At 70.9% G+C, this 22,399-nt stretch carries 24 protein-coding genes; 9 read left to right on the forward strand and 15 right to left on the reverse strand.

Annotated elements, in window-relative coordinates; genetic code table 11:
- Positions 1-44 precede the first annotated feature (44 nt).
- Genes HS041_RS14325 through HS041_RS14335 form a run of 3 tightly spaced genes read right to left on the reverse strand, consistent with a single transcriptional unit; the run spans position 45 to position 2,405 of the window.
- A complete protein-coding gene (locus HS041_RS14325) occupies positions 45-1,760 on the reverse strand; it encodes an urease subunit alpha (RefSeq protein ID WP_196441176.1) in 1,716 nt (571 codons plus the stop codon).
- A complete protein-coding gene (locus tag HS041_RS14330; RefSeq protein WP_307845294.1) occupies positions 1,750-2,106 on the reverse strand; it encodes an urease subunit beta in 357 nt (118 codons plus the stop codon). Before HS041_RS14330 ends, HS041_RS14325 begins: the two co-directional genes overlap by 11 nt.
- Positions 2,103-2,405, reverse strand: a complete 303-nt coding sequence (locus HS041_RS14335) for an urease subunit gamma (RefSeq protein ID WP_196441177.1) — start codon at positions 2,403-2,405, stop codon at positions 2,103-2,105. The genes HS041_RS14330 and HS041_RS14335 overlap by 4 nt, the downstream gene beginning before the upstream one ends.
- Positions 2,406-2,592: 187 nt before the next feature.
- Between HS041_RS14335 and HS041_RS14340 the strand changes: the two genes are divergently transcribed.
- A complete protein-coding gene (locus tag HS041_RS14340) occupies positions 2,593-3,678 on the forward strand; it encodes a transporter substrate-binding domain-containing protein (RefSeq protein WP_196441178.1) in 1,086 nt (361 codons plus the stop codon).
- Positions 3,675-4,865, forward strand: coding sequence for a hypothetical protein (locus tag HS041_RS14345; RefSeq protein WP_196441179.1), 1,191 nt, complete (start codon positions 3,675-3,677; stop codon positions 4,863-4,865). Before HS041_RS14340 ends, HS041_RS14345 begins: the two co-directional genes overlap by 4 nt.
- Here the strand turns inward: HS041_RS14345 and HS041_RS14350 are convergent.
- On the reverse strand, positions 4,774-5,019 hold the full coding sequence (locus HS041_RS14350; RefSeq protein ID WP_196441180.1) for a DUF2630 family protein: 246 nt from the start codon (positions 5,017-5,019) through the stop codon (positions 4,774-4,776). The two genes, HS041_RS14345 and HS041_RS14350, sit on opposite strands and share 92 nt — an antisense overlap.
- Positions 5,020-5,228: 209 nt before the next feature.
- On the opposite strand from HS041_RS14350, the gene HS041_RS14355 reads away from it, so the two are divergent.
- The 3 genes from HS041_RS14355 (at position 5,229) to HS041_RS14365 (ending at position 8,367) form a co-directional block, all read left to right on the forward strand.
- Positions 5,229-5,489, forward strand: a complete 261-nt coding sequence (locus tag HS041_RS14355; protein ID WP_196441181.1) for a hypothetical protein — start codon at positions 5,229-5,231, stop codon at positions 5,487-5,489.
- Between the two features lie 356 nt (positions 5,490-5,845).
- Positions 5,846-7,552: a 2-isopropylmalate synthase gene (gene leuA, locus HS041_RS14360; RefSeq protein ID WP_196441182.1), complete on the forward strand. Its 1,707-nt coding sequence runs from the start codon at positions 5,846-5,848 to the stop codon at positions 7,550-7,552.
- A gap of 305 nt (positions 7,553-7,857) precedes the next feature.
- Positions 7,858-8,367 (forward strand): pyridoxamine 5'-phosphate oxidase family protein, encoded by a 510-nt coding sequence (locus HS041_RS14365; protein ID WP_196441183.1) that lies wholly within the window; start codon positions 7,858-7,860, stop codon positions 8,365-8,367.
- Between the two features lie 14 nt (positions 8,368-8,381).
- Here the strand turns inward: HS041_RS14365 and HS041_RS39285 are convergent, their stop codons facing one another.
- The 3 genes from HS041_RS39285 to HS041_RS14375 form a co-directional block, all read right to left on the reverse strand.
- Positions 8,382-8,504, reverse strand: a complete 123-nt coding sequence (locus HS041_RS39285; RefSeq protein WP_255529969.1) for a hypothetical protein — start codon at positions 8,502-8,504, stop codon at positions 8,382-8,384.
- A gap of 464 nt (positions 8,505-8,968) precedes the next feature.
- The gene (locus HS041_RS14370; RefSeq protein WP_196441184.1) at positions 8,969-11,185 is read right to left on the reverse strand and encodes a hypothetical protein; all 2,217 of its coding nucleotides are present in this window, start codon (positions 11,183-11,185) and stop codon (positions 8,969-8,971) included.
- Positions 11,182-11,424: a hypothetical protein gene (locus HS041_RS14375; protein WP_196441185.1), complete on the reverse strand. Its 243-nt coding sequence runs from the start codon at positions 11,422-11,424 to the stop codon at positions 11,182-11,184. The genes HS041_RS14370 and HS041_RS14375 overlap by 4 nt, the downstream gene beginning before the upstream one ends.
- A gap of 618 nt (positions 11,425-12,042) precedes the next feature.
- On the opposite strand from HS041_RS14375, the gene HS041_RS14380 reads away from it, so the two are divergent.
- Entirely contained in the window at positions 12,043-12,417 is a 375-nt protein-coding gene (locus tag HS041_RS14380) for a VOC family protein (protein WP_196441186.1), read from the forward strand.
- A gap of 48 nt (positions 12,418-12,465) precedes the next feature.
- On the opposite strand, the gene HS041_RS14385 is transcribed toward HS041_RS14380, so the two are convergent.
- From HS041_RS14385 to HS041_RS14405, 5 genes are all read right to left on the reverse strand, one after another.
- Entirely contained in the window at positions 12,466-13,548 is a 1,083-nt protein-coding gene (locus HS041_RS14385) for a hypothetical protein (protein ID WP_196441187.1), read from the reverse strand.
- Positions 13,549-13,620: 72 nt separating this feature from the next.
- The gene (locus tag HS041_RS39750; RefSeq protein WP_196441188.1) at positions 13,621-14,481 is read right to left on the reverse strand and encodes a DUF6082 family protein; all 861 of its coding nucleotides are present in this window, start codon (positions 14,479-14,481) and stop codon (positions 13,621-13,623) included.
- A gap of 15 nt (positions 14,482-14,496) precedes the next feature.
- Positions 14,497-15,096 carry a DUF6879 family protein gene (locus HS041_RS14395; protein WP_196441189.1) on the reverse strand — a complete coding sequence of 200 codons (600 nt, stop codon included), beginning with the start codon at positions 15,094-15,096 and terminating at the stop codon, positions 14,497-14,499.
- A complete protein-coding gene (locus HS041_RS14400) occupies positions 15,089-15,358 on the reverse strand; it encodes a hypothetical protein (RefSeq protein WP_196441190.1) in 270 nt (89 codons plus the stop codon). Before HS041_RS14400 ends, HS041_RS14395 begins: the two co-directional genes overlap by 8 nt.
- 93 nt (positions 15,359-15,451) lie before the next feature.
- A complete protein-coding gene (locus HS041_RS14405; RefSeq protein WP_196441191.1) occupies positions 15,452-16,177 on the reverse strand; it encodes a TetR/AcrR family transcriptional regulator in 726 nt (241 codons plus the stop codon).
- Positions 16,178-16,291: 114 nt separating this feature from the next.
- On the opposite strand from HS041_RS14405, the gene HS041_RS14410 reads away from it, so the two are divergent.
- Genes HS041_RS14410 through HS041_RS14420 form a run of 3 tightly spaced genes read left to right on the forward strand, consistent with a single transcriptional unit; the run spans position 16,292 to position 18,523 of the window.
- Entirely contained in the window at positions 16,292-16,636 is a 345-nt protein-coding gene (locus tag HS041_RS14410) for a YrdB family protein (RefSeq protein WP_196441192.1), read from the forward strand.
- Positions 16,637-16,650: 14 nt separating this feature from the next.
- The gene (locus HS041_RS14415; RefSeq protein ID WP_196441193.1) at positions 16,651-17,595 is read left to right on the forward strand and encodes an NAD-dependent epimerase/dehydratase family protein; all 945 of its coding nucleotides are present in this window, start codon (positions 16,651-16,653) and stop codon (positions 17,593-17,595) included.
- 40 nt (positions 17,596-17,635) lie between these two features.
- Entirely contained in the window at positions 17,636-18,523 is an 888-nt protein-coding gene (locus HS041_RS14420) for a Gfo/Idh/MocA family protein (protein ID WP_196441194.1), read from the forward strand.
- Positions 18,524-18,603: 80 nt separating this feature from the next.
- Here HS041_RS14420 and HS041_RS14425 read toward each other — a convergent pair whose 3' ends face one another.
- The 3 genes from HS041_RS14425 to HS041_RS14435 form a co-directional block, all read right to left on the reverse strand.
- Positions 18,604-19,614, reverse strand: a complete 1,011-nt coding sequence (locus HS041_RS14425; RefSeq protein WP_196441195.1) for an acetamidase/formamidase family protein — start codon at positions 19,612-19,614, stop codon at positions 18,604-18,606.
- 90 nt (positions 19,615-19,704) lie between these two features.
- The gene (locus HS041_RS14430; protein ID WP_196441196.1) at positions 19,705-21,111 is read right to left on the reverse strand and encodes an APC family permease; all 1,407 of its coding nucleotides are present in this window, start codon (positions 21,109-21,111) and stop codon (positions 19,705-19,707) included.
- A 145-nt stretch (positions 21,112-21,256) separates the two neighbouring features.
- Complete coding sequence (locus HS041_RS14435) at positions 21,257-22,345, reverse strand: substrate-binding domain-containing protein (protein ID WP_196441197.1); 1,089 nt, start codon at positions 22,343-22,345, stop codon at positions 21,257-21,259.
- Between the last annotated feature and the right edge of the window lie 54 nt (positions 22,346-22,399).

Here is a 22,399-nt window from a genome sequence, read left to right on the forward strand (position 1 = left end):
GACGCACCGGGCCCGGCGGTCTTGTCAGGATCATGGCGGGCCCGTCAGAACAGGAAGTAGCGCTGGGCCATGGGCAGCGACGCGGCGGGGGCGGGTTCGACCGGCTCGCCGTCGACGCGGACGGTGAAGGTGTCGGGGTCCACCTCGATCCCGGGCAGGGCGTCGTTGAGCGGCATGCTCTCCTTGCCCCGCCGGCGGACGTCGGCGACCGGGACCAGGCGGCGCCGTACGGCCAGCCGGTCGGCCAGCCCGCTCTCCAGGGCCAGGGGCGCGACGAAGTGCACCGAGGTGGCGGCTGCGGTGACCGGGGCGGCGCCGAACATCGGGCGGGGCATGACCGGCTGCGGGGTGGGGATGGAGGCGTTGGCGTCGCCCATCTGGGCGTAGGCGATCACCCCGCCCTTGATCACCAGATCGGGCTTGACCCCGAAGAAGGCCGGGGACCACAGGACGAGATCGGCCAGCTTGCCGGGCTCGACCGAGCCGACCTCGCCGTCCAGGCCGTGCGCCACCGCCGGGCAGATCGTGTACTTGGCGACGTAGCGCCGGGCCCGGAGGTTGTCGGTCCCGCCGTCGCCGGGCAGCGCGCCCCGGCGGCCCTTCATCACGTGGGCGGTCTGCCAGGTGCGGATGATCGTCTCGCCCACGCGGCCCATCGCCTGCGAGTCGGACCCGATCATGGAGATCGCGCCCATGTCGTGCAGCACGTCCTCGGCGGCCATGGTCGACGGCCGGATCCGGGACTCGGCGAAGGCCAGGTCCTCGGGAATGGAGGGGTTGAGATGGTGGCAGACCATCAGCATGTCGAGGTGCTCGTCGAGCGTGTTGACGGTGTGCGGGCGGGTCGGGTTGGTCGAGGACGGCAGGACGTTGCCGTAGGAGGCCACCTTGATGATGTCCGGCGCGTGGCCGCCGCCCGCGCCCTCGGTGTGGTACGCGTGGATGGTCCGGTCACCGATCGCCTTCAGCGTCGACTCCACGAACCCGGCCTCGTTGAGGGTGTCGGTGTGGATGGTCACCTGGGTGCCGGTGGCGTCGGCGACCGACAGGCAGACGTCGATGGCGGCCGGGGTGGTGCCCCAGTCCTCGTGCAGCTTGAAGCCGGAGGCCCCGGCCAGCAGCTGCTCCGTCAGCCCCTCGGCGTTGACCGTGTTGCCCTTGCCCAGCAGCGCGACGTTGACCGGATAGGAGTCGAGGGACTCCAGCATGCGGCCGAGATACCAGGTGCCGGTGACCGTGGTGGCCTTGGTGCCCTCGGCCGGGCCGGTGCCGCCGCCGACGATCGTCGTCACCCCGGCGGCCAGCGCCTCGTCGAGGATCTGCGGGCAGATGAGGTGCACGTGGGAGTCGATCGCCCCGGCGGTCAGGATCTTCCCGTTGCCCGAGACGATCTCGGTGGAGGGCCCGATCACCAGGTCGGGGTGGACGCCGTCCATGGTGTCGGGGTTGCCGGCCTTGCCGATCGCGGTGATCCTGCCGTTCCTGACCCCGATGTCGGCCTTGACCACGCCCCAGTGGTCGAGGATCACCGCACCGGTGATCACCAGGTCGGGGGCGCCCTCGGCCCAGGTGGTCCTGGCCTGGCCCATCGACTCGCGGATGACCTTGCCGCCGCCGAACACCGCCTCGTCGCCCGCGCCGGCCGGGCCCATCGACAGGTCCTCGGTGACCGTCAGGAACAGGTCGGTGTCGGCCAGCCGGATCCGGTCGCCGGTGGTGGGACCGTACAGCGCGGCGTAGCGCGCCCGCTCAACGAACATCGGTGCTCCCGTCGAGAGGTCCGGCCCACTCGGGGCGGAGACCGGGGACGATCCGGCGCCCGGCGATGGGCACGAGCGTCACCTCGCGCTCCACCCCCGGCTCGAAGCGCACCGCCGTACCGGCGGGGACGTCCAGCCGCCTGCCCCAGGCGGCCTCGCGGTCGAAGCGCAGGCCGGGGTTGGCGGCGGCGAAGTGGTAGTGCGAGCCGACCTGGACCGGCCGGTCGGCGGTGTTGACGACCCGGAGGGTGAGGCGGTCCCGGCCGGGGTTGAGCGGGATCGGCGCCTCGCCGTACAGGATCTCGCCCGGGACCGGCGCCGCGCCGTACGGCGTCTCGCCGTTCACGGGATCGGCCGGTGGACGGTGACGAGCTTGGTGCCGTCCGGGAACGTGGCCTCGACCTGCACCGACTCCAGCATCTCGGGCACGCCGTCCATGACGTCCTCGCGGGAGAGCACCCCGCGCCCGGCGTCCATCAGCTCGGCCACGCTGCGCCCGTCCCTGGCGCCCTCCATGAGGAAGGACGCGATGACCGCGGTGGCCTCGGGGTGGTTGAGCCGGAGCCCCCGGGACCTGCGGTCGCGGGCGACGCCGGCGGCGACGTGGATGAGCAGGCGTTCCTGCTCGTGGGGTGTGAGCCGCATCCCCGGACCATAGGAACCGACGGTTTCCCCCGCGTTGCGCGCCGATGTCGCGCCGGTTTCCTGATCGCCGGGTGTTTGATCACTTCTTGGTGACTGTTGCCGCCGGGAAGTGTGCCGTCTCCGGGCTCTGCCGTACCCTGCCCCAAGAATTCCGTGGAACAGAGGGAATCCGGAGCCGGAGGTCGTCGTGCTGCCTTTCAGGAGGAGGACGAGGCAGGAGTCCGGCTTCCCGGTGGAGCCGCCCACGCCGCAACCCCCGGACACGACCGCGGCGGAGCCGCCCACGCAGGAGCCGCCGGACGCGCCGGTCCGTGACGGGCGCTCCGGCGGCCGTCGCCTGCGACTGGCGGGCTGGCTCGCCGCCGTTCTGGCGGCGGCGGTCGTCGCGATCTGGGCGGTGTGGGAGACGGGCCCGCCCACGGAGGCGGAGCTGCTGGAGCAGGCGGGCCTGAACGGCAAGGACAGGCTCCTGGTCGGGGTGAAGGACGACACCCCCGGCATCGCGGTCCGCAAGCCGGACGGCACCTATGAGGGGTTCGAGATCGAGATCGCACTCATGATCGCGGCGGACCTCGGCTTCCGGGAGAGCGAGGTCGAGTTCCTCTCCATCGAGACCGAGGACAGGGCCCGGATGACGGCCAGGAACGCCGCGGGCCAGCACGTCAAGGTCGATCTGGTGGTGGCCACGTTCAGCGTGACCAAGGAGCGCCAGGAAAGGGGGGTGGGGTTCTCCGCGCCCTACCTGGAGACGCAGCAGTCCGTCATCACCCGTCAGGGGCACGCCGACGTCACCGCGCTGACGCAACTGCGCGGGAAGAAGGTCTGCACCCTCGCCACCGCGACCTCCGTGAGCCCGGTCGACCGGGCCGGGGCCGACGTCACCCAGAAGAACCGGATCAGCGAGTGCGTCACCGGCCTGAAGAAGGGCGACTACGAGGCGGTCACCACCGACACGGCGCTCCTGGCCGGGTTCGTGCAGCATGAACCGGACCTGTTGGAACACCACGACATCGGCCTGGAGACTCCGGAGCAGTGGGCCGTCAACGCCGGGAGCAACACGGCCCTGCGCACTCTGGTCGACCTCTCGCTCCACCGCTCCGCCACCGACCCGCAGGACATGCGGTGGGAGAACGCCTACGACCGCTTCATCGGCCCCATGCAGAAGCACAGCCCGAAGGAGCAGGTCGCCGCCCGGACGCAGCCGACCGTCCCCGAGCCCGACATACGGCGCTGGCCGTGGGAGCGGGGTATCCCGCAGCGGAAGAACGGATGAGCGAGCCGGATGCGGCCCCGCCCGCGGCTCCCCGGGAGACGGAGGAGCCGCCGCCCGGCAAGGAGGCGCGCGGGCAGCGCGGCGGCAGCCAGCAGTGGATGTTCGCGATGCTTCCGGCGTTCCCGCTGGCCCTGCTCGTCGTGCGGCTGTGGTACGCCAGCCGCCAGGACACCCAGACGCTGCTCCTGCTGGTCCAGCACGTCAGCGCCCTCGGCCTGCTCACCGCGGTGCTGCTGACCACCCTATGGGTGCTGCCCGCCCTCGTGCTGACCGGCCGCGCCCTCGGCACCCTCTACCGGGTCAGCACCGCCCGGTCCTCCTGGCTGTCGGCGACGGCCGACCGCATCCCCGACTGGGTCGTGGTGCTCTCCGTCCTGGTCGGCGCGGTGAGCTGGCAGCTGCGGTTCCTGCCCACGCTGATCGCGCTCTCGCTGGCGGTGCTCGGGCTGACGATCCACGACCGCAGACCCGCTCGGCGGGACCTGATCATCGTGTTCACGCTGGTGCTTCCCGCCGTCGTGGGGGTGGGACTCTACATGTGGCTCGCCCCGGCCATCGGCCAGGCGCTCGCGGAGCGGGACGTGGTCACCGCCGTTCTGCTCGCCCTGCCCCCGGGACTGGCCGTCCTGCTGACCGGCCCGGTCCCGGCCCGCGCCGCCGCGGCGCTGACCTCGGCGGTTGCCGTCGCGGTGCTCGCCCTGGCGCCGCTGTTCACCGCGGCCGTCGTGGTGGAGGCGCCGATCCTGCCTCTCATGGGGCTGGAGATCTCCGGCGAGAGCACCGACGACGAGATCTCCGGCAAGGTGCTGCTCGGCTACGTGATCACCACCGACGACCGGGTCTCCACCTTCCTGGACCGGGACGGGACGGTACGGTTCATCCCCAACGGTGTGGTGGCCTCGCAGTTCCTCTGCCCGGATCTCGGTCAGATCCCGCGCAGCCGCATCGCCCTGCACCGCTGGTACGTCGAGCACAGCGTGCTCGCCTGGTTCGCCCCCGACCCGCTGGAGAAGCCCAGCGACCCCCGCTGCCCGGGCCGCCCGACGGACCCGGGGGAGTCCCGGGATCCCGCGGGCCGCGACGGGCGGGAGGAGACTACTGCTGGTACTCCTCGACCTCCTCGATCGGGCGGGGCGCCGCAGCCCCGGGGTCATCACCGAACTCCCGCCGGGCACGCCGCTGCCTGAGCAGGTCCCATGCCTGGTCGAGGGCCTCCTCGAGGTACCTGATCCGGTGGTTCTCCTCGTGAGAGGAGACCGAACCGGCCGCGAGCGACGTGCGGAGCTCGCGTTCCTCGGCGATCAGCCGGTTGATGTGGGCGAGGATGTCGCCGTCCTTCATGTCGATCCCCCTCCGTCCCCTCTGTCCTACCCTCCTTCCGGACTGTATTCGACTCGTGGGGGCCGCCCCGGTGGGAACGGCGCCGCAGGCCGTCAGAACCAGGAGCGCGTCCCGGCCGGCTGGTTCTCTTTGGTGAATAAATGTCCTTTTTCGGGGCAGAGATAGGGGTAAGCGGAAGGTGTTCATTCGATGACGAAGAGTGGTTAGCAATGGGCATTCCTCACGAACTGCTGCATGTGGCCACCCGGCCCGACGGGGCCGAAGAGTGGGCGTGCGGCATCTGCGCCCGTCGCATCCTGCTGCGCTGGCCGCCGAGCTTCGAACGGCTGGTGCTGATCGAGGGCGACGAGACGGTCCAGCACTTCGGTACCAAGGGGCCGATCACCGTGCTGGGCGTGGACGTCACCCAGGAGCCCGACCAGAGCGACCGCGACTGGCTCAGTGAGAACGGCATCGCCTGGCCGGCCTGACCCCGGCCGCCGGGGAGACTGCGGGGCCGGCCCCCCGGTGTCGAGACGGAGCGGGTCGTCGTGGCGGAGCCGCCGGTGAGGACGGTCGGAGGTGTCCCGGCGCCCGGGCGCGAGACCCTGCGCACGGGCGGATGCCCACCACCGACATGCCGGGGTGCCGACTCGTCGGAAGACTTTGTGTTCCGCCATGTGAGACCGTGACCCGGATTTTTGAAACCCTCTGATAGCGTACTGTGCATGCTGCGCGGGCTGCTTCTTAGCTGCCGCGACGAGGGCCTGTAGAAGGCCGGCTCCCTCGTCGCGGAGCGAGTCATGCGCGTCGGCCGTGATCATCTTCCAGCCGAGGAGCCCTGAGAATGTATCCGCAGCAGCCCAGCCCCATGCCGTTCCACCGCTATGAGGCCTTCGCCCCGGTGAAACTGGCCGACCGCACCTGGCCCGACAAGGTCATCGACAAGGCGCCCCGATGGTGCGCGGTGGACCTGCGCGACGGCAACCAGGCATTGATCGACCCGATGGACTCCCACCGCAAGCTCCAGATGTTCGAGCTGCTGGTGCGGATGGGCTACAAGGAGATCGAGGTAGGCTTCCCCGCCGCCTCGCAGACCGACTTCGACTTCGTCCGCCAGATCATCGAGGAGGGCCGGATCCCCGAGGACGTGGTGATCCAGGTCCTGACCCAGGCGCGGCCCGAGCTGATCGAGCGGACCTTCGAGGCGATCCGGGGCGCGAAGAGCGCCATCGTCCACCTGTACAACTCGACCTCCACCCTGCAGCGCCGGGTCGTCTTCGGCCAGGACCGCGAGGGCATCACCGCCATCGCCGTCGAGGGCGCCAAGCTCTGCAAGAAGCTGGCCGACGCCTCCGACGTGGACGTCTACTTCCAGTACTCCCCGGAATCCTTCACCGGCACCGAGCTGGAGTACGCCGTGGAGGTCTGCGACGCGGTCAACGAGGTCTGGCAGCCGACCCCCGAGCGCAAGGTCATCATCAACCTGCCCGCCACCGTCGAGATGGCCACGCCGAACGTCTACGCCGACCAGATCGAGTGGATGAACCGCAACCTGGCCCACCGCGACTCGATCATCCTGTCCCTGCACCCGCACAACGACCGGGGCACCGCCGTCGCCGCCGCCGAGCTGGGCTACATGGCCGGGGCCGACCGCATCGAGGGCTGCCTGTTCGGCAACGGCGAGCGCACCGGCAACGTCTGCCTGGTGACCCTGGGCATGAACCTGTTCTCGCAGGGGATCGACCCGGAGGTCGACATCTCCGACATCGACGAGATCCGCCGCGTCGTGGAGTACTGCAACCAGCTCCCCGTGCACCCGCGCCATCCCTGGGGCGGCGAGCTGGTCTACACCGCCTTCTCCGGCTCCCACCAGGACGCCATCAAGAAGGGCTTCGAGCACATGGAGCGCGACGCCGCCGAGGCGGGCGTGCCGGTGGACGAGTTCCGCTGGGCGGTGCCGTACCTGCCGATCGACCCCAAGGACATCGGCCGCACCTACGAGGCCGTGATCCGGGTCAACAGCCAGTCCGGCAAGGGGGGCGTCGCCTACATCATGAAGGCCGACCACCACCTGGACCTCCCGCGCCGCCTGCAGATCGAGTTCTCCCGGGTGGTGCAGGCCCGCACCGACGCCGAGGGCGGCGAGATCACCCCCGCCGCGATGTGGGACGCCTTCACCGACGAGTACCTCCCCAACCCGGTCAGCCCCTGGGGCCGGCTGGGCCTGCTGGCCCACCGCAACGCCTCCACCGTCGACGGCAAGGACGCCATCAGCGTCGACGTCCGCGTCGACGGCGAGATCCGCGAGGTCGAGGGCACCGGCAACGGCCCCATCTCCGCCTTCTGCGACGCGCTGTCCCGCATCGGCGTCCAGGTGCGTGTCCTGGACTACGCCGAGCACGCGATGAGCGCCGGCAGCGACGCCAAGGCCGCCTCCTACGTCGAGTGCGACGTCGCCGGCACGACCCTGTGGGGCGTCGGCATCGACGCCAACACCACCACCGCCGCCCTGAAGGCCATCATCTCCGCCGTCAACCGCGCCACCCGCTGACCGTACGGCTTGCGCACCCGGGCCCGGCACCGACCTGCCGGGTCCGGTGTCCGGCACACGCCCACAAGGCCGCCCGCCGCCACACGACCGCGCCTCCACGACCCCGGGGCGCGGTCGTGGCGTGTCCGGGTCCGATCGGGACCGGCCCTCGGTATGGTCGGGGCGAACGCCTCGGCGGCTTACGCCGGCATCGACTCCGGTGCGGCCGCGGCGATGATGTGCGACCGTCCAGGCCCGGCGGCGGCGCCGCAGATCGGCCGGAGCGTCGGCGACGCCTTCCTCCTCACCCCTGAATCGGAGCGACCATGGATGATCGGGTGCCCCTGCTCGACGAACGGTTCAGCGATCCCGGCGCCCAGGCGACGCCATGGGCGGCCACGCGTGAGGCGCTGGAGAACGCACAGCTGTTCTGGCTCACGACCGTCCGCTCCGGCGGGCGTCCCCATGTCACGCCGCTGGTGGCGGTGTGGCTCGACGGAGCCCTCCACTTCTGCACGGGTCCCGAGGAGCAGAAAGCGGTGAATCTCGCCGGTAACCCCCACGCGGTCCTGACCACCGGCTGCAACCGGTGGGACCAGGGACTCGACGTGACGGTGGAGGGCCGAGCCCGGCGAGTCACCGCCCGCGACGCCCTCGAACGACTCGCCATCGCCTGGGCGGCCAAGTGGGACGGTCGGTGGCGGTTCCAGCCGACCGATACCGGCTTCACCCACGACGGCGGAGGTCCTGCGCTCGTCTTCGCGGTCGAGCCGGACAAAATCCTCGCCTTCACGAAGGGCGGCTTCAGCCAGACCCGCTACCTGCCCGCCGGGTAGGAGTTCCCGGCTCGTTACGCACCCGGGGTGCAGTCGTACAGCTCGCCGTAGCGCTTCTGGGCGATGCGCATCAGCTCGATCATGTCCTTGATCGCATCCCTGCCCTTGGCGACCTGAGCGAGGTAGATGTCGATCATTCGATCCTTTCCGTCGCAGCGGAACTTCGCACTCACTCGGTATGGTTGGTCGGCGAGCGGGCTGTTCGACAGGTATGCGGCCAGACCGTTCCCGAGATCAGCGGGGAGCGTGGTCCCGCCGTGTCTTATGTAGACCTGACGCCTATCATCCAAGAGGAAGTCCAGGTGCTCCTGCGACATCCCGTCGCCCTCCCACATCCAATTCACCATCAGGGGAGGAGGGGATGTGTCAGGGGCTCGGCAGTCGCCGTTTCTCTCAGTACCGTATGTTTTCTCCACAAGCGGCCCGGCTGCGCCGCTGATTAAGCGAAACGCCTGCTCGGGAATGAGTTTGCAGATGTAAGGGGCTGAGTCCGCGACCGGGCGGGGAGGTGCAGCGGGCGTGGACGCGATATCGCTTTCCGGAGTGCAGGCCGTAGCGAGAAATGCGAGGGATGCCAGGGTGACGGAGAGACAGCGAAGCCTCACTTGCCGCCTCCGGGGGAGGACGGAATCTGCAGGTCGAGGTAGTCGTCCACCTCACTGGTCCTGCGAAAGGTGTTGCCGAAGCGGTCGATCAGATCATTGCTTCCGCCGGTTATGCGTGTCCATTCGAGGAACCGGCTGTACTCGTGTGGGGTCATCTCGGTGAAGGGCTTGATCCTCGGGGAAGTGTCTGTCGCGAATACCTGATCTTTCAGATTGAATCCGTCGAGCATGCCCTTGTTTAGCATGGCTGTGGCGATCATCTGTTCCGCCAGCCTCTCCACCGCAATCCGATTGTCCCCCAGCGTCCGGTGAGTCTCGTCCAGGCTCCGCCCGTGCTCCGACACCTGCTTGGCGACCTGCTTGGAGAGCTCGTCATACGCGGCACCGGTGAGCTTGTCGTAGCCGGTGCTGACCATCCCTCCGAAGGCTCCGGTGGCCAGCTCGCCGACCTGCCTGGCCCCTGGCACCGGGAGCAGGCCCAGCGCGTTGCCCACCATGGTCTTCAGCGACTCCTCAGCCTTCTTGTCGTTCAGCCCTTGGGCGATCAGCACTTGGCGGCGGATCTCCGTGATGTGACTGAAGGGACGTGCCTCCGCCACGATCCGGTCGGTCAGGAACTGCTTGATGTCGGCCTTGTCGACCCGCCCATCCTCATCGAAGTCGAAGTGCTCGACGTCGGACTTCGTGAAACCGAGCTTCTCGGCGTTGGCCGCGGTGAGGCCGACCGGGGGCACGGTGTCGAGCGCCGCCCGCATGTGCTCGGTCTGGGCCCGTACCAGAGCCTCGAAACCGGCGTCATTGGCAGTGGCCAGCGTCAGCGCGTAGGACAGGTCCTCGGCCGAGGCCTTGCCGAAGGTCGCATGGTTGAGCAGGAGCCGGGAGAACTGGTCGATGTTGGCCGCCAGCGCGCGGGCCAGCGGGTAACCCAGCGGCGCGAAGCGGTCGAACGCGGCCCGATCCTTGAACGACAGGTTGCCGCTCTCGGCCTTGGTGAAAGCGGGACGCACCTCGTCCGCCAGCACCTTGGTCATCTCGGACGCCAGCTTCTGCGAAGTCCGGTCCTGGCCGGTCGTCGCGGCGATCAACGCGTCGTTGAACGGCTTGTAGTCGTCCAGATAGCGGAAGGCGTTCCACCGCGTGGTCAGCATGTAGTCCAGCACGGACTCCTTCCACCCCGCCGGGGTGTGGTCCAGCAGGGCCTGGGAGGCCTCCTTGCCGGAACCGGCGGCGTGGAAAAGGTCGTCCACCACCGATGACCTGGTCTGCTTGCCGGGTCCGGCCGCCACCGACCCCGGCCGCAGCAGACCGCCGAGGCCCAGCGCGCTCGCCAGGTCGAACATGGGGATCTGGTCTCCCGCGAAGGTCCGGCCCAGCGGGTCCTTGCTCGCCGCCCACCTGCTCGTGTACTGCTCCCGCTCGTGGACGATCGCGTCGCGCCCGACGACCTCCATGAACTTCTTCGAGAACGGCGTCTTCCCGTCGTGGGCACGCCAGATGAGCGCCTGGGCCTGGTAACCCGAGTACTTCGTGTCACCGGCCCTGTGCTCCTTCCGGCCCTCCTTCGCGAGGTCCTTGAGGAAACCGCCACCCATGTACGCGGGGTTCTTCGGATCGGTCCCCCTGGCCAGAGCCGTGCTCAGCATCCCCAGGGCCTTCTTCCCCGAGGTGGAGAGCCGGGCCACGCGGTCGGAGTCTCCGTGGTTGGCGGCGTCGCGCAACCGTGCGGCGAGCGAGCCGGGCAGCCGCGTCACCCCTCCGGCGCCCAGAACGCCCAGGAACACCTTGACGAACTCCGCGTCCCCGGTCCGCGACGCGTACTTCTCCAGCTCCGCCAGCGCCTCGGCGTCTCCGTCCACGGCTTTCAGCGCCGCACGACCGGCCAGGGTCCCGTCCAGCAGCCCCTGGGCGGACGCCAGCCCGTCGGGCATCTCAAGGAAACTTCCCTCGGGCCTGCTCGTGCCGAAGGTGACCTTCTGCCGCTCCAGCTCGTGGACCAGCTTCTGCCGCCGCCGCAGGTCCTCGGCCTGCGCGGTGACCCGTCCGGCCAGCTCCCGCAGCCGCACCGCCGGGGAGGTGTCGAGCCCGGCGCTCTGCAGCTCGCCGTACAGCGCCTGCGCCAGGTGCTCCAGCCGCCCGGCGGCCTGGGTGTGCTCACCGGCCATCGCGTCGAACTCGGCCCGCTTGACCCCGGTGAACTCCCGGCCGGTCGTCACGGCCGCTCCGGCAGCGACGCAAGCTTCTGGTTCGCGCTGTGCACCGCCCTGGTGAGCATGTCACGCAGCTCCCGCTGGTCGGCGTGGACCTGCGTGCCGAACCGGGAGCCCGCCGGCCCCACCCACGCGTCGTTCTCCATCAGGCGGCAGGAGGGATCGAGCGCCCACCAGTGCTCGTCCGACAGCCGCCGGATCCGCTCCGCCACGGCCCGCATCGCCTCGCGATCGAGGTCAGCCACGATGATCCCCTCGTACGGCTCGCTGTACCAGAACCAGATCAGGAGGCGGCGTCCCCCACGTCATCCACACGGTAATCAACAGCATGTCAACAGAACAAGCTTAAACCCAGGGAAAGTCGTAGACCGACTTCCGAAGATTGTTTGGAAAAGGGTGTTCCGTCACCGGGCGGCTGGTTCTCTTCGCAGGTCGGGGCGGCTGCGGGGACAACACCTTAAGTCGATAGGGATAGGGCATTCATCTGGTCTCGGGAGGAGGGAATGCGCTGTAGGCAGCCAGTCGCTTATGCCGAGAATGAAAGCCACTGGATGCCGGCGCAGGCAGCGCGTCGCTACCCGCCGAGAATGCCCCTGCCGAAGCCGAGCGCCCTCCCTCGGGGGCGGTCGTGGTGGGTTCAGCCGAACTCGCCGTTCTTCACGCCTCAGATGAAGGCGTTCCGCACGCCGAGGGTGAAGGCCTGGGGCCGGAATAGCCGATCATCCGGACATGACGGCGCGGCCCCGGGGAGCCTCACCGAAGAAACCGGCTACGGCCGGTCAACCGGACGCGCGGGCCTGCACCTCGTTTCCCTCCGGGGAGGGAAACTGGACTCGGCGGTGGGGGCGCGGTAGGAATGGATCATGCCGAGCACCTGGTTCTCCCTCGCGGTCCACAGCCCGGACCCCGCCGATCTGGCCCGCTTCTGGGCCGACGCGCTGGGATACCAGATCGTCTTCGAGGGGCCGAAGGGAGAGGTGGCCATCGCCAAGGACGAGTTCAGCAATCCCGGCATGGTCTTCGTCCCGCTGGACGAGCCCAGGCAGGGCAAGAGCCGCCTGCACGTCGAGCTCAACCCCGACGACCAGGACGCCGAGGTCGAGCGGCTGATCGGGCTGGGCGCGAGCCGGGTGGACATCGGGCAGCCCGCCGACGCCTCCTGGGTGGTGCTCGCCGATCCGGACGGCAACGAGTTCTGCGTGCTCGCCCCCTGGCGGCACCCGTCCCTGGCGGACTGACGGGCCGCTCCTCGAAACGGTACGGCCGGCCGTACGGTCCCGGGACCCTCAGCCGATCAGCCGGTTCTCGAAGGCGGGGTAGCCGGGCAGCGGGGGCGCGTCCCACTCGCCGGCGACCTCCTTCAGCAGCAGCCGCATGGTCTCGGCGAACGCCGGATACTCCTCGATCATGCTCGCCAGCTCCCAGCGGTGCCGCAGCACCTGCCGCCTGGTCGGGACCGGCCGCCGGGTCCGGTGGAGCGGCCCGTCCTCCGCGGCGCGCGGCAGCAGGCGCACCGTCGTGTGCACCGTCCAGATCGCGATCGCCCGCCGCATTCCGGCCTGCCAGACGGCGTCCTCGGCCAGCGCCGGGTAGGCCGTCACGACCTCCGCGCGGAATGTCTCCTCGACCTCCTCCGCCAGGCCGGGCGGCGGCCGGAAGACGCACCAGCAGGTGGCGAACGGCATCCGGCAGTACGCGGCGGTCAGGAAGACCGACTGGAAGCAGGCGGTCTCGAAGTCGATCAGTCGCAGGCCGTCCGGAGTGAGGAGGTTGTTGTCGGGGCAGGTGTCACCCGGGGTGAAGGCCGGGTACTCCTTCGCGGCCGCCGTCCTGATCTCCGCCAGTTCTCCGGCCAGCCCGCGCGGTGCCGCGATCCCGGTCCCGTCGAGCAGCGCGAGCAAGGCGTCGGCGTTCTGCTCCATCCACGGTTCGTCCTCCCAGGACCGCAGGCCCCCGCCGTACCGGGTCCAGAGCCGGGTGAGGTCGGCGCGCCTGCGGACCGACCCGGCGGCCAGCCGCCCGAGCCCGCGGGACCAGGCCAGCAGCCCCTCCGCGGCGGCCTGCGGATCGTCCCCGAGCAGCACGTCCGCCAGTGTCGGAGCGTCCCCGAGATCCGCCATCACCACCAGCGGTACGGCGGTGTCCACGCCCAGCAGCTCGGGACCGGCCAGGCCCAGGGAGAGCCCGGCCGCCTCGGAGGCGAAGCAGCGCATCCCCTCGGCCTCGTCGTGGAACGACTTGACGATCACGCTGCCGCCGTCGGCCGTCCGGCAGCGCAGCACGGTGCTGCGCGTGCTGCCGCCCAGGTCGACCGGGTCGGACAGCTCGGTGCCCAGCAGCGCGCCCGCGGCACGAAAGATCAAATCCATCCCGGTATCGTGCCACCGCCGCCCGGCCGCCGCATCCGCCGGCCCGCCCTCCGGTGGAGGGGCGGACCCGGATCACCGTGCGCGCCGCCTGATGATCAGCCTGCGCGCGGCCCGCACCGCCGCGGGTACGGCCAGCAGGGTCAGCAGGGTGAGCAGGGCCGGCCGCATCCGCGCGGTCCCGCCGAAGGGGGCGGGGGAGGCGGTGACCGCCGGCCCTCGGGGGACGGGGGCGGCCGGGGGAGTGGCGGGGCCCGGGGGAGACGGCGAGGCGGGGGCGGGCGGGGACGACGGGGAAGCGGGGGAAGACGGGGGCGGTTCGTGTGCGGCGTGGAACTCCTCGTCGAGGATCCGGTGGAACCGCCGCTCGCGGCGGGTGGAGGTGCTGGTGATCCGGAGCTCTCGGACGTTGGTCCAGTAGCGGCGGCCGGCCGGGCCGGAGAACAGCGTGCGGGCGATGGGGCGCAGGTGCTCCTCGGTGATGGTCCGCAGCTCGTACTCCATCGACCACTGCGACACGATCAGGTTCACGTACATGTGCTCGCGCGGGGTGTCGGGGTCGTCGGAGTCGAAGAACGGTCCCCAGGCCCGGCGGTAGAGCGGGTCCTCCATCGCCATCTTCATCAGGTCGGCGTGGAGCATGCGCAGCGCCTGCTCCCGGTCGGACTTGGCCTCGCGGGCCTGCAGGACCAGGGAGACGGCGACGCCGACGAGGGCGAGCACCGACAGCAGCGTGGAGGCCGCGCCGTACGTCTGGCCGATGAGGCTGAGCCGCTCCCAGTCACCCGCCTGGTCGCCCAGCAGGCCGAGGGCGAGCGGGGAGACCGCGACGAGGCCGGCGACCAGAGTGATCACGACGAGCAGCAGGGCCGCCGTCAGGACCCGGCGGGGGAGGCCGCGCGTCAGCAGCCGCTCGGACAGGCGACGCGGGGACACGGCGGTCACCTCCGCTCAGGCGCCGGGTTTGGGCGGTGGCAGGGGGATGATCTCGCGGTCGAAGTAGTTCAGGAGGTCCTCGCCCTGGTCGTAGAGCCGGGAGAGCTCGGCCCGGCAGGAACCGAGCAGGTCGGGGTCGTCGATGCGGCGCGCCCCGCTGAGCGTGCCTGTCCGGTCGTACAGGACCTCGTACATGGCCAGGGAGCCGAGCAGGACCACCTCGGGCAGCCGCGTCCCGGAGGCCTCCAGGTGGGCGACGGACTTGGCGGGCAGCACCCGGATCCGCTCACCCGCCTCGGCGCGGAGTCTCAGGATCTGCATCTCCCACTGCAGGTACGGGGTGACCGGTTGCTCCACGATCCGGACCCTGCGCAGCTCGGGTCCGGAGGCGGAGGCGATGTCCGCGCGCATCTCCTCGACCAGCACGAGTGAGCGCTCCCAGTCGCCCGCGACCATCGCGCTCCAGCTCGCCACGTCCGGCTCGCGGAAGTGCTGGGCCCGCTCCAGCTTCCAGAACGGCTCGTCGCCGAGACGCCCGAAGCGGGGCCAGAAGTCGTCGAGGTAGGCGGCCGCGTCCAGGAGGCGCCCAGGAGCGGCGCGGACCCGGTCAAGCATGGGGGATGTCCGATCTGGCGGCGACGAGCGTGGTGCGCGGGATGACGACGATGCGCTCGTCCGGGGCGACGGACACGTCGTCGGGGAGGCGGCCCGCGTAGGCGGCGGTGAGGTCGCGGCCGACGACGGCGAAATCACCGTTGTCGAGCTCCCAGATGTCCGGGCAGGAGGGACTGCTGTTCGTCGTGCCCAGTTCGCCCGCCGACTTGCCGAGCCGGCGTCTGAATTCGGCCGATGGGTTGGCTTCCCACGGTCGGATCACTGCTACCTCCAGGGCGACGACGGTGACCTCAGTCTGTCATCCGACTTGACCTGGGAAAATAACTGCTCATGACACGTTCCGCTTACTGATCCACTACTTTCCGTGCGGAGGGGCGGTGGCGGCGACCGGCAGGCCGAGCAGGGCGGCGTGGCAGCGCATGGCATGGTCGAAGGCCGTCGCCGGGTCGAGGATCACGTTGTTGAACTGGCCGAACAACTCGAAGTTCACCCAGCCGAACAGGCCGGTCCAGGCGACCAGGGCGCGGGCGACCACGTCGTCGGGGACACCGGGCATGACCTCGCGCACGCGCACCGCGTCGGCGCCGAAGGGGGCGGGCGCCGGGGGGCAGACGTCCGGCGGGTTCAGGGTCCCGGCGGCGTGGGCCTCCGAGAGGATCCGGCCGTAGACGACCGTGTCGCGCACGGCCGCGACGACGGTGTCCATCGGCGCCTGGTAGCCGGGCACGGGCGAGCCGTACAGCAGGGCGTACTCGTGCGGGTGGGTCAGCGCCCAGTCGCGTACGGCGTGGCAGACCGCCATCCACCGCCCGGCGTGGTCCTCGCGCGGGCAGGCGGCGTCGGCCTTCTCCACGGCCTCCCCGACGGCGTTGTAACCGTCGATGATCAGCGCGGTGAGCAGGTCGTCCCTGGAGGGGAAGTAGCGGTAGATCGCCGAGGAGACCATGCCCATCTCCCGGGCGACCGCGCGGAGCGAGAGCCCTCCCGCGCCGTCGACGGCGAGCTGCCTGCGCGCGATGTCGGTGATCTCGCGGGTCAGCTCGGCCCGGACCCGCTCACGTGCTGTACGGCCTGCGCTCATGCGACGACCGTATCAGAGCACTGGAGATAAACGAGAGCACCGCTCTTGACGATCCGTGCTCCGATGAGAGAGCATTGCTCTCAGAGTGGAACGGCAATCTCCAAGGAGTCCTCGATGGTGTCCCCCGCCAAGAACGCCAACCTCCTCCTGATGTTCCTGCTGGAGCTGGGCGTGCTGGCCTCGGTCGGCTACTGGGGGTTCACCACGGGTCAGAACTGGCCGGTGAAGCTGCTCCTCGGGCTCGGCGGGGTCGCTCTGTTCGTCGCGGTCTGGGCGGTCTTCGGCGCCGCCGACGACGCCCGGATCCCGCTGACCGGCCTGGCCCGGGTGGCGCTGGAACTGCTGTGGTTCGGCGGCGGCGCCGCGGCGCTCGCCCTGGCCGGCCGCCTCACCCCGGCGATCGCCTTCGCCGCCGTCTACACCGTCAACGCCGTCCTGCGGCTCGTCTGGAACCAGTGAGAGGAACATCGATCATGGGCAAGCACGTCATCGCGGGAGCAGGACAGGTCGGCTCCCAGGTCGCCGGGCTGCTGGCCGGGCAGGGGCACGAGGTTGTTCTCGTCAGCCGGTCCGGTTCCGGCCCCGACCTGCCCGGTGTCCGCAAGGTCGCCGCGGACGCGGCCGACCGGGAGCGGATGGCCGCCCTGACCCGGGGCGCCGACGCCCTCTACAACTGCGTCAACCCGCCCTACCACCGCTGGGCCCAGGACTGGCCGCCGATGGCGGAGTCGCTGCTGGGCGCCGCCGAGGCGGCCGGAGCCGGATACGTCGCCCTCGGCAACCTCTACGTCTACGCGGCCCCCGACCGGCCGATGAAGGAGAGCGACCCGCTCGCCCCGCCCTCGGCCAAGGGCGCCGTCCGGGTCCGCATGTGGCGCGAGGCCCTCGCCGCGCACGAGGCCGGTCGGGTCCGGGTGACCGAGGTGCGCGGGTCCGACTACTTCGGCCCCGGCTGCCGGGACCAGTCCCACCTGGGCGACAGGCTCGTCCCGCGCCTGCTGGAGGGCAGGACGGTCCGCCACATCGGCGACCCGGACCAGCCGCACAGCTGGACCTACGTGCCCGATGTGGCCCGGGCCCTGGTGACCGCCGCCACCGACGACCGGTCCTGGGGACGCGCCTGGCACGTCCCGACGGCGCCGGAGATGACCTACCGCGCCGTGGCCGAGCGGATCTGCCGGCTGGCGGGGGTGCGCGCCCCCGGGATCAAGGCCGTGCCCCACTGGCTGCTGCGTACGGCGGGAGCCTTCTCGCCCATGCTCGGCGAGCTGGAGGAGCTGCGCTACCAGTTCGTCCGGCCCTTCGTCCTCGACTCCACCGACTTCCAGGCCACCTTCGGCGCGGAGCCCACCCCGATGGACGAGGCCCTGGCCGAGACGATCGCCTGGTGGCGCGCCCTGCCGGCCAAGGCGGCGTGAGCAGCCCGCCCGCCGGGGGCGCAGGCCGTAGGGTCGCGGCATGAAGATTGCCATGATCGGTCTCGGGGACATCGCGGAGAAGGCCTACCTGCCGGTCCTGTCCGCCCAGCCCGGCCTCGACCTCCACCTGTGCACCCGCGACCGCGCCACCCTCGACCGCCTCGGCGACGCCCACCGGATCGGGTCCCGCTCCACCTCGGTGGAGGAGGTCGTGAAGGCGGGCGTCGAGGCGGCCTTCGTGCACGCGGCCACGAGCGCCCACGCGGAGATCGTCGAGCCGCTGCTCCGCGCGGGCGTGCACGTCTACCTGGACAAGCCGATCGCCTACACCCTCGCCGAGTCCGAGCGCCTGGTACGGCTGGCGCGCGAACGGGAGCGCTCCCTGCTGGTCGGCTTCAACCGCCGCCGGGCGCCGTCCTACGCGGCCCTGCTCGAGCTGCCCCGCCATCTGGTCGTCATGGAGAAGAACCGCAGGAACCTGGCCGAGGACCCGCGAACCGCGATCTTCGACGACTTCGTCCACGTCGTGGACACGCTCCGCTTCCTGGTACCCGGAGAGGTCGAGCACACCGACATCCGGACCCGGGTCAGGGACGGCCTGCTGGAGCACGTGACGCTGGAGCTGTCCGGCGACGGCTTCACCGCCTTCGGGATCATGAGCAGGGTGAGCGGCGCGGCCGAGGAGACCGTGGAGGTCATGGGCGGCGGTGTCAAGCGCCGGGTGGTCAACCTCGCCGAGGCGACCGACTACGCCGGAGCCGAGACCCTGACCCGGCGCGGCGACTGGACCCCGGTCTCCCGCCAGCGCGGAATCGAGCAGGTCTGCCTGGAGTTCCTGGACGCGGTCCGCTCCGGCACCGTGCTCGACGCCGGGGACGCCCTGGTCACCCACGCCCTCTGCGAGGACATCGTCACGGCGGCCGGCTAGCCCGGCGCCGTACCGGGGTCCCGCGCCGCCGCGCTCCGGGTGGCGCGGCGGTGCGGGACGGCTCTTGCGGTGGGAGGCGCTCAGCGTTCGGACAGGTACCTGCGGCCCAGGGCCCGAAGGCGGTCGTGGGCCGACTCGTAGACGGCCGGGCCGCCGAGATAGTCCTTGGGCAGCTTGGCGACCATCGTGTAGTTGCTGTCGCAGACGTTGCCCACCGGGGCCTGCCCGGCCTGGCTGACGAGCTGGTAGGCGTCCAGGACGTCCAGGCCGGTGAGTCCGGCGGCCCAGGTGACCAGGTCGTGCTGGCTGATCCGGTAGGCGTCCTCCAGCGGGCGGGCCGAGCCGGTGGACATCAGGTGCCCGTCGTCCTCCAGACGCGGCCAGGGAGTGCTCACCCCCTTGATCAGCTCCACCGCCACCACGGTGTTCATCGCCGCCTCGACCGCGGTGCCGCAGACCTCGCCGTGACCCTGCCTGGCGTGGCCGTCACCGATCGCGAACAGCCCTCCCGCGACGTTCACGCCGAGGTACACGGTCACCCCCGCACGCAGCTCGGGGGTGTCCATGTTGCCGCCGTGGGCGTCCGGGGTGATCGTCATCCGGGCCTCGGCGGCGCCCGGCGCGACGCCGACGGTGCCGTGCATCGGGTCCAGCGGGAGTTCGACGGTGAAGTCGCTCCGGCGGGCGTGGTAGCGGACCACGCCCTTGTCCACGTCGACGTCGTAGCGCCAGACGACCTCGTCCAGCGGCGGATGCAGCATCGCCGTGCTGTGGGTCGCGGTCAGCGCGCCGAAGTGCGGGAACGTGGTCGACACCGCCCAGTCCCTCGCCGGTTCGATGGCGACGAAGTGCAGGGCGAGCGTGTCGCCGGGCTCGGCGCCCTCGACGTGGAAGGGGCCGGTGACCGGGTTGAGGTAGGGGAACTCGCAGACCTTCGAGGGCAGGTCCCCGACGGAGCGGACCCGGCCGCCGAAGCAGTCCTCGGTGTACAGCTCCAGGACGGTGCCGGGCCGTACGGTGCCGACGGCGGGGCGCCCGCCGAAGGTGTAGGCGAGCTCCTGCGGGGTGGGCCGGTAGGAGACGACGTTCATCGCGCGACCGCCGGGGCCGGGAGGTCTGCGCAGGGCGGGACCTCGAATATGTCGAACACGTGATCTCTCCTTGTGGGTGGGCGGGAGCCGTCAGGCGGTCCGTTTCGGGGACGCGTCCGAGGGGTCGTTGAGGCCGGAAAGGGTGGGGCGGCGCCCCAGGGCGTAGGAGGCTCCGAGGACCACCACGCCGAGGCCCAGCCAGGCCAGGCCGAGCGCCTGGGCCGCGATGCTGGCGTTGACCACGACGTAGACCAGGATCGCGAAGCCGGTCGCCGGGGCGACGAGGTGCCGCCACCAGTCGCGGCTTCCCCGCCGCAGGACGTGGTGGACGACGACCGAGACGTGCAGGGCGAGGAAGGCGGTCATGGCGCCGAAGTTGACCAGACCGCTGATCAGGCCGATGCCGTCGTCGCGGGTGGTGAGGTAGAGGCCGACGGCCAGGGAGATCGCGGCCACGAGCAGGGTGGCGTTGACCGGGACCCTGCGGACGGGATCGACCCTGGCCAGGAATCGGGGGAGCTGGCGGTCGCGGGCCATCGCGAACAGCAGCCGGGAGGTGGCCGCCTGCGCGACCAGGGAGTTGGCGAAACCCCAGGCGATCGCGGTGGCGACGGCGGTGAGCACGCCGAGCCAGTGGCCCCCGGCGAACTCGGCCATGTCGTAGAACGCGGTGCCGGCGGGGTCTCCCCCGGTCAGCAGCTTCTCCCGGTCGGGGGTGAGCAGCGCACCCACCCAGGTCTGCGCGACGAACAGCACGCCCGCCAGTCCGAGCGCGGCCACCATGGACCGGCCGAGCTGCCGGCTGTCCTCCCGGTTCTCCTCGGCGAGCATCGAGATGCCGTCGAAGCCGAGGAAGGACAGGACCGCGATCGAGACCGCGCCGAAGACCAGCGGCCAGGAGAACGTCGAGGAGTCGAAGAGCGGGCTGAGCGCGCCCGTCTGGGCCTTGCCCCGGGCCAGCGCGATCAGGCCCACCACCAGGAAGACCGCCAGCACGGCGAGCTCGCCGACCAGCATGATCCTGGTGATCCGGGCGGTCATCTGGATGCCCGCGTAGTTCACCGCCGTGTTCAGCAGCACGAATATGATCAGCCAGCCCCAGACCGGGACGGCGGGTACGAACGAGGCCATCGCGAAGCTCGCGATGAGGTAGAGCAGGGCGGGCACCAGCACATAGTCGAGCAGGATCACCCACCCGGCCAGGAACCCGACCGGTGCCGCGATCCCCCGGCCGGCGTAGGTGTAGACCGAACCCGCCATCGGGAAGGCCCGGGCCATCTGCGCGTACGACAGCGCGGTGAAGGCCATCGCGACCATGCCGATGACGTAGGCGAGGGCGACCATGCCGCCGGAGCCTTGGTAGACGCTGCCGAAGATGCCGAACGGGGCGATCGGCACCATGAAGATCAGGCCGTAGACGAGCAGGTCGGTGAAGCTCAGCGATCTGCGCAGTTCCTGCTGGTAGCCGAAGTGCTCCAGGGAGGGGTCGGTTGCCATGGACGGCTCCTTGATGAGGGGGGCAGCCGTACCCTAGAGCCAATCCTTGAAAAGGAAAAGTTTTCCTTTGGAAATTTTTGGTCGCTCCTCGTGACCCCCGCATACCGGTCCGTACGGCTCGGCGCACGGTGTCCGCGTGCGCGGCTCAGCGCACGATGTCGAAGTCGAGCCCGTCGGCCCGGCCGAGGTGCGCGTGCCGCCGCACCCCCCGGCCCTGGAGGGTCAACCGCCCGCGCGCCGTGACGATCGAGGTGCCGTCGGCGGCCGAGTCCAGGGCGGGCACCGCGAGCGTCCCGGCGCGCGCGGCGAGGGCGGCGAGCATCAGCACCGCCTCGTAGCATCCCTGCCCATGCCCGTTGAGCAGCGGTGCGGCGGAGCCGAAGCGCCGGACGTAGCGCTCGCCGAGGCTCAGGCTCTCATCGGTGACCATGCTCGCGAAGTACCCCATCGCCCCGTACAGCTCACCGGTCGCGTCACCGCCGATGCCGAGCAGGCCGTGCTCCTCCAGCGCCCCGCAGAGCCGCGCGCACGACAGCCCCTCCGCGGCGAAGGCACGGTTGAAGGCGACGAGGTCGCTGCCGATCAGGCTGAGCAGCACCGCGTCGGCCCGGCCGGCGGCCAGCTCCTCCAGCAGCGGCGCGAAGTCCCGCACGCCGTACGGCACGAGCCGCTCACCGACCACCGTGGCGTCGCGCCCGGCCAGGTGCCGCCTGGCCGCGGCGTGGACCAGGCGCGGCCAGACGTAGTCGTTGCCGAGCAGGAACCAGCGGCGGGCGCGGCGGCTGTCGAGCAGCCAGTCGATACCGGGCCCGAGCTGGTGCTGCGGGGTCTCACCCAGGAAGTAGACGCCGGGCGCGCGGCCGCCTCCCTCGTACGGCGGGGCGTAGACGAACGGCACCCGCCCGGACAGCGCCCGCACCAGGGCGATCCGCACGTCGCTGGCGCAGGTCCCGGCCACCGCGTCGACGGCCCCGGCGGACACGAGCGCGCCGGTCTCGGCCGCGACCAGCTCCGCGGGGCGGCCGCCGTCGACGAGCACCAGCTCGACCTGCCTGCCGAGGATCCCGCCCGCGAGGTTGACCTCGTCGGCGGCGAGGACCGCGCAGTTGATCGCGCACGGCCCGACCAGCCCGAGAACCCCGGAGACCGGGACCACGAGCCCGACGCGCAGCGCGGCGGTCCCGAGGAGCCGGGCTTCCAGGGAGGTGACGACGGGTGTGATGGCTTCTGCCACGGAGCCGAGTATCCTCCCTGGGGGACGGGTCCGGCAGGCCCGTTGTCCAACCGG

The sequence above is a fragment of the Planomonospora sp. ID67723 genome, from assembly GCF_015711605.1.
Taxonomy (GTDB): domain Bacteria; phylum Actinomycetota; class Actinomycetes; order Streptosporangiales; family Streptosporangiaceae; genus Planomonospora_A.